The following is a 3,928-nucleotide window of genomic DNA, read 5'->3' on the forward strand; positions in this document are numbered from 1 at the left end:
TCGCGGGGGTGCTGCGACGGTATCGCGGGGGTGCTGCGACGGTATCGTCGGGGGTGCTGCGACGGTATCAAACACGGGGTTTACTCGTAGATTTATCCGTCTTTTTGGCTACATGTCGTTGCTGTGCTCGGCTGCCCTTCTTTTCAACGCACACCAGATCATCCTGAATGTCGTAGTTGAACAGCTGGCCGTTGGCTTCACTTGCCTCTGTCACAGCATCCAGCGCCCGCCGCAGATCCTTCTTAAAATCACTCATCAAGGTGGCCTCGCTACCGCAGAGCTTATGCAGCGTCTCTACCTTAATCGGGTAAGGCTTGGCGTGGCTGGCGTAGAAACCGTGTAGCCATTGGGCCAGCGGCTTGCCGTCTAACGCATGGCGCACATCCCACTCAACCTGGGTGAACTGGCCAGTGGCAAACAGCGTATGTAACTTGGGATTCAGTCGGATAACGTATTCGCGGGTTTCGTCGTCCCTATACACCTCATCGATCAGGCTACCCATGTAGCTGTAGCGGCCCACCTTCACATCCAAGGCCGTAGCCTTCAGGCGTGCTAGTCGTCGCTCCAGCACGTCACGGTTGCCGCCTGTGTCGCGCTTATCCAGCGCCTTCAGGAGTTGGTACGCTGTCACCCGGCAATCGTCACCCAGCTCCTGAGCGCGCACGATATGCAGCACGGTTTCCCACACATCGAGATCTCCTTGGTCAAGCCGTGCCCCGGTGTAGCGGACAGTAATGCCATCCTGGGCGTGGATCTCCTGCCGCTCCAAGTAACGCCGTGCTCCTCGCTTTATTGCCCCGAACAGAGCAGACCTTAGTAGTCCATTCGGGACACCTCGCACAGCCTCCGGCCATAGCGGCAAGCGGATCACCTGGGCCGACTGCTGAACCGGCTCGGCGGCGGGAGCGGACGGCTCGGTCTCCTTGCCCCTGACATTTCGTTCCTGCATGCGTTTGAGCTTGTCCAGCAGGCTCCCGCGCTCCGTCATTACTTACCTCCCTCTTCAAATGGAAACGATGCTCTTGACGATACCGGGGTGTCCGTCATTCCCAACATGATCCACATCCGGGGGTGGGCTGTGCGGCCTTTTCAAGCCATTTTCTGGCGTGAAAGAAGCTGGCGATTGTGGCCCCGCCGCTTGGCTAATTTCCATCCAGGGGTCGCCTCAGAAAACGGAATTTAAAGCACGCTAAGGTCCCACAGACCCCATGCAGACTTCAAAAACGATCATTTTCGAGAGGGCTTCGTGAGAAAGCAGCCCGCGCCAGTGCTGGCCTTGCTCGAGTGATTCTCGAAAACCGCTCTCGTAACGGTGTGCCGCAAAAGCCGAGTTTCGAGAAATACCGCAACGCCGTATCTGGCAGTAGCTATCCGACGCAAAGCTGCGCCGTTACTGGGTGACGCATTCCTTAGCGTGCTTTATTTTCCATTTTCTGAGGCGACCCCATATAGTTTTCACCTGAAAAGCCCTCTGTATTCACCCTCAGAAACCCCAAGATTCGCAGCGTTTTGCATGCGTACTGCCGAATACGGGGGCTCAAGAGCGTCACAACAGCCCCACACCCGTAATAAGTCTGAAAGCCACACTCAGGAGCGTGTCTGCGGCGTATGCTCAGTGCTAGCAGAATGACATAGAAGGGCAACAAGATGGATTTCAGTCAGGCTTTAATGCGACTCTTAGCCGCCAAAACCGAAGATCTAAGTCAGGTAGCTAAGTTCTTCCAAGGGTTGGATCATCAGCGTCAGATGCAAATGTGCCGCGTGCTGAATTGGGGTTTTCCCCTGAATGCCAGCCAGCAGGCCAAAATAAAAGTCGTGGGTGGTTATACAGGACAGCCTAAAGGTTACAACGGTGAGCCCACCCTACTGCTCGCAGAGCTGGGATCAAGCGGAAACGCTAAAGCAGATCAGTGGATTCTGCGGATTCCTCTGCTTTGTTGTGACGAAAAAAACCTCCCACTTACGGTGACACTGCCCGGACGGCTGGTTGGTATTGGTGTTGTTGAAACCGAGATTGCTCGTGGCGAGGACGACAACTTCAGACCGCTCGATCTGGAGGACTTTCTGAAACGCCCCAGCCACTACACTAAGTTGAGCTAATGAGGGTTACGTCAGGAAACATCAAAATGAACCCTAACCTGACGCTGCTGGCTGGTCACGGCTGACGCCCGGTTGAGGTATACATCAACCGGACACCCTCTGGCTTGCAGAGGCAAGCCTGTCGATCACCTGGCGCTTAGCGTACGATTTTTTCCGAATTCTGCGGGCTCCCCTTCTTGAACTGGCTCGCCCATTCAATCGTCCGCATCGAGCGCCGCCTTCAACGCCTCGATGCTGTTGACGCTCGGCAGGCCGCCCCGGCGTGCTTCCCTCATGGCCTCGATGGTTTCTGCGTTCGGCACCAGTGGCTCGAACGGAAGCGCTTTCTCGCGGGCAATGCGCGTCATCATCATGCGGAAGGCATCCGACACGGTGAGCCCCATGGCAGCCAGTACGGCGGCGGCCTCTTCTTTCGTGTGCTCGTCAATCCGAGCGCGAACAACTGCATTTGCAGCCATGACATATCCTCCTGAAAAGTTGAGCCATATTGTAGCCCAATCAGATACGCCTCAGCTCCCGTGCTCCGTACTGGCTGTAAGTCATCGCCTACAGCAGATCGGGCGTTTGCCCAATAGGCGCGAAACGGCCATCGGCGTAGATTGACTTCCACCAAGATGATCGAAGGATCGACGCAGGCCGACCAAGGATGGATGGCCAGGGACAGTCGCAGGATGCGACTACTTCATCAGGACGATGAACTCAGGGACGACACGAAGCGGCGAGGCTAACCCCTCGCCGTTTTTGTTTTTGTGCGGGAAAAAACGGTACCTCGTTCGAGGTCCGTGGCGTTTTTATCCGTGGACAAAATGGCTGTAACCGGCAAGCCATGCGGTTAGCGGATCACTACCCCCCATAGAGTTGCTCCAGTCTTTCTAAGCGAAGCGGCAAAATGCACTACGCTTCGTTTGCGACAACACGACGGAAGTCTGTGCTGCCCGCGCCGTTGTGGCCCTCGGTCCTGTTGGAAGGCAGGCCGGGGGCTTTTTGTTTATCGATCACCGTGGCCAACTCCAGGCTGTTCAGCGACGCACTCAGATGCACCAGTGGTGCCTGTTCGCATGTAGCTGTAGACCCTGCCAGCGAGCTACGTACCAGGCTGAGGAAAGCAGGCACGACCGCCTAATCCCCAAGATCCTCGAGCAGATCAGCGAAAGACTGTGGGGCAGGCTTATCTACTGCCGGCACAACCTTCGCCGGCGGCCTATGGTCGATCCGCAACAACGCTTCCCGTAGTTGCTCAATCTCCTTCCGCAACGGTTCAAGTGCTTCCGCTACCGCCTTGGCGATCACCTCGCCCAAGTCGTCGGGCAGTGTGACTCCATGGGACATTTCCAGTGTGACGCCATGAGACGGTGACTCGAAAGGACCGTAGACACGCAGCAGTTCGACGGTATCGATATAGCGCCGACCATCGGGCTGTAAGCCGTATGACAGACGGCCTTCAGTCATCGCCCGGTAAAGCGAGCGGCGTGTCCTACCGACCAGTGACGCGGCCTCGTCGATGGTGTGACGCATGGGGTGTTCCGTCCTATGACGCTTCACACTCTAGCAGCAGCTCCCCCAAGGCAGCCCGTGCTCCCTGCGCCGACAAACGGCGCTTCGTTTGCTTGTTCAACCTGGGCTGTAGTTACCAGCGAATCCACCAGCAAAGGAGTGTGCAAATGGAAAAGCTTTTCGCCTTCACCCCGACAGATCCTCACATCCAAATAGGCTTTGAAATTGCGGCTGGACCGGGACTGGAGCCGCTGTTTTCTATCGATATTGCAGCTGGGCCGGGACTAGAGCCGCCGCTTTCTATCGAAATTGCGGCAGGGCCGGGACTGGAGCC

At 56.7% G+C, this 3,928-nt stretch carries 4 protein-coding genes; 1 reads left to right on the forward strand and 3 read right to left on the reverse strand.

Annotation, left to right across the window (positions count from 1 at the left end):
* Window positions 1-67 precede the first annotated feature (67 nt).
* A complete protein-coding gene (trfA, locus tag BMY22_RS22880; RefSeq protein ID WP_244158979.1) occupies window positions 68-988 on the reverse strand; it encodes a plasmid replication initiator TrfA in 921 nt (306 codons plus the stop codon).
* A gap of 659 nt (window positions 989-1,647) precedes the next feature.
* Here trfA and BMY22_RS22885 point away from each other — a divergent pair.
* Window positions 1,648-2,100 carry a hypothetical protein gene (locus tag BMY22_RS22885; RefSeq protein ID WP_090625605.1) on the forward strand — a complete coding sequence of 151 codons (453 nt, stop codon included), beginning with the start codon at window positions 1,648-1,650 and terminating at the stop codon, window positions 2,098-2,100.
* 194 nt (window positions 2,101-2,294) lie between these two features.
* Here the strand turns inward: BMY22_RS22885 and BMY22_RS22890 are convergent, their stop codons facing one another.
* Window positions 2,295-2,558, reverse strand: a complete 264-nt coding sequence (locus tag BMY22_RS22890) for a type II toxin-antitoxin system RelB/DinJ family antitoxin (RefSeq protein ID WP_090625607.1) — start codon at window positions 2,556-2,558, stop codon at window positions 2,295-2,297.
* Window positions 2,559-3,219: 661 nt separating this feature from the next.
* Window positions 3,220-3,615 carry a hypothetical protein gene (locus tag BMY22_RS22895; protein ID WP_090625608.1) on the reverse strand — a complete coding sequence of 132 codons (396 nt, stop codon included), beginning with the start codon at window positions 3,613-3,615 and terminating at the stop codon, window positions 3,220-3,222.
* Window positions 3,616-3,928: the final 313 nt, after the last annotated feature.

The sequence above is a fragment of the Azotobacter beijerinckii genome (genome assembly GCF_900110885.1).
Taxonomy (GTDB): Bacteria; Pseudomonadota; Gammaproteobacteria; order Pseudomonadales; family Pseudomonadaceae; genus Azotobacter; species Azotobacter beijerinckii.